This is a genomic window from Streptomyces sp. T39 (assembly GCF_008042045.1).
Lineage (GTDB): Bacteria > Actinomycetota > Actinomycetes > Streptomycetales > Streptomycetaceae > Streptomyces.
The window spans coordinates 1-2,052 of the sequence record NZ_RDBP01000084.1 but is presented as its reverse complement, the minus strand read 5'-3'; the positions used below and the strand labels follow the sequence as shown (position 1 = coordinate 2,052).

At 77.0% G+C, this 2,052-nt stretch carries 2 protein-coding genes and 1 pseudogene; 1 reads left to right on the top strand and 2 read right to left on the bottom strand.

Translation table 11 applies throughout. The features are described from left to right. A pseudogene (locus tag EAO77_RS35365) lies at positions 1 to 492 on the bottom strand (FUSC family protein); the annotation flags it as partial. A gap of 607 nt (positions 493 to 1,099) precedes the next feature. After that, a complete protein-coding gene (locus EAO77_RS35360; protein ID WP_147992420.1) occupies positions 1,100 to 1,318 on the bottom strand; it encodes a hypothetical protein in 219 nt (72 codons plus the stop codon). A gap of 162 nt (positions 1,319 to 1,480) precedes the next feature. Here EAO77_RS35360 and EAO77_RS35355 point away from each other — a divergent pair, with 162 nt between their 5' ends. Next, the gene (locus EAO77_RS35355; RefSeq protein WP_147992419.1) at positions 1,481 to 2,014 is read left to right on the top strand and encodes an Lrp/AsnC family transcriptional regulator; all 534 of its coding nucleotides are present in this window, start codon (positions 1,481 to 1,483) and stop codon (positions 2,012 to 2,014) included. Positions 2,015 to 2,052: the final 38 nt, after the last annotated feature.

Below are 2,052 nucleotides of genomic sequence, written 5' to 3'. Positions count from 1 at the left end.
GGGCGGGGTACGGCGTTCGATGCACCACAGGCCGAAGCGGACCGAGGACGAGGCGAGCAGGGCGAGGCCCACGGCGGCGAACAGCCCGGGCAGCTGCGCGGTCACGGCGTGCAGGAACTGGGTGACGAAGAACATCATGAACGCGAAGATCCCCAGCGCGTGTCCGCGCGGCCCCCACCGGCGGGCGTACACGCCGCAGAAGACGACCGCGAGCCAGGCCGCGGCCCGCAGCGCGGGGTGGTCGTGCAGCATCGTGGCGAGCGCGAGGACGGGGAAGCCGGCGACCGGCAGCAGCGCGGTGGTGACGGCCTGGCGGCGCACGGTCGGATCCCCGACGGTGAAGAGCGCCAGCAGCGCCGCGAGGCCACCGGTGATCGAGGCGGTCAGCGACAGCCCGCACATCTCGGCCACGGCGACGGCGAGACCGATGCCGAGCACCGCGCGCAGGGCGAGACGCAGGCGCAGGCGCCCCGGGTCCGGGGCCATGAACATCTTCTTCACGGCGGTGCCGCTCCCCCTCACGGTGGTGTCCGTCGCGGCCGCTGCGGCCCGGGGTGGAGGGCCGTCGTGTGCGGACACGACGAAGGCACCGCGGTCCGGTACGGCTTCGTCGCCGTCCGGCGCTGCGGCGCCGTCAGTCATGTGGATACGACAAGCTTAACCGCCCACCACCCCGTTGGCTCAACCGACAGGGGCGCCGGTGCGCCATTGGCCCATCGGAAGCCTGTCCGGACGGACCACCGGTCGGCACGGCGTCCTGGCGCGGGCAGGGCGGCACGCCGAGGACCCGGGACCGGCCGACGGCCGGAACAGCGACCCGGCGCGGGCAGGCCGGCGGCCCGGCGCGGCCACGCCGACAGCCGGCAGCCCGGCGGCCACCACCACAAGCAGCGCCCCGGCGGGGCAGGGCGGCACGCCGAGGACCCGGGACCGGCCGACGGCCGGAACAGCGACCCGGCGCGGGCAGGCCGGCGGCCCGGCGCGGGCCCGGCTCAGGACGTGGCGTCCGCCGCCGCACACGGCCACTCGGCATGCGCACGGCGGCACGCGCCCGTGACCCGGACGGGCCGGCACGCCGGTGGCGCTCCGCCCGTCGCGGTCACCGCTGGAGGAAGGGTGCGTCGACGCTGAGGGAGCCGTCGGGCGTGCGGGCGTCCACGGCCTCGGGCGCGACGAACGCGCCGAGGGTGTCCACCGCCTGTCCGGCGGGCGAGGGGACGGCGGCGGCCGGCGCGGCGCATGCCGTCGCGGCGGCGACCGCCGTCGCGGCGACGGCGGCGGCACGGCGGGCGGTACGGGTGAGCGGTACACGGATCATGCCGTGCCCAACGAGGCACTCCGCCCCCGGGCACGCCCCGCGCGCCGCGGAACGGGCGCCCGCGCGCCCCACCTGCGGGAGTGCGCCGGCCGGCGCGCCGTCCGCCCGTTGGTACGGTCGCTGCGAGCGCAGCCGAGAGCACACGGAAGGACCCCGCGAACCATGGCGGTCGACGAGCTGGACACCCGCATCCTGCGGCTGATGATCGAGCAGCCGAGGACCAGCCTGCGGGAGTGCGCCCGTCTCCTCGGCATCGCCCGCGGCACGCTCCAGGCCCGGATCGACCGTCTGGAGCGGGACGGGGTGATCACGGGCACCGGCCCGCACCTCTCCCCCGCCGCGCTGGGACACCCGGTGCTGGCGTTCGTGCACATCGAGGTGACGCAGGGGCGCCTGAACGAGGTGGGCGACGCGCTCGCCGAGGTTCCGGAGATCATCGAGGCGTTCTCCATCACGGGCGGCGGAGACCTGCTCACCCGGGTCGCCGCGCGGGACAACGGGCATCTGGAGGACGTGGTCCAGCGGTTGATCAGCCTGCCGGGCGTCGTGCGCACCCGCACGGAGATGGCGCTGCGCGAGCGGGTGGCGTACCGGGTGCTGCCGCTGGTCGAGTCGGTGGGCCGGACGGCCGGGGCGGCCACCGGCGCCCCCGCCCGCCCCGGCACACATACCGGCGCCGGCAGCCCCGTCACCTGATCGCACCGGGCAGGCCACCGCCCCGCGCCGGCCCGGCC

What these genes read in the sequence shown, in the direction of transcription:
- EAO77_RS35355 (WP_147992419.1), top strand. Translation starts at nt 1,481, where the DNA reads ATGGCGGTCGACGAGCTGGACACCCGCATCCTGCGGCTGATGATCGAG.
- EAO77_RS35360 (WP_147992420.1), bottom strand. Translation starts at nt 1,318, where the DNA reads ATGATCCGTGTACCGCTCACCCGTACCGCCCGCCGTGCCGCCGCCGTC.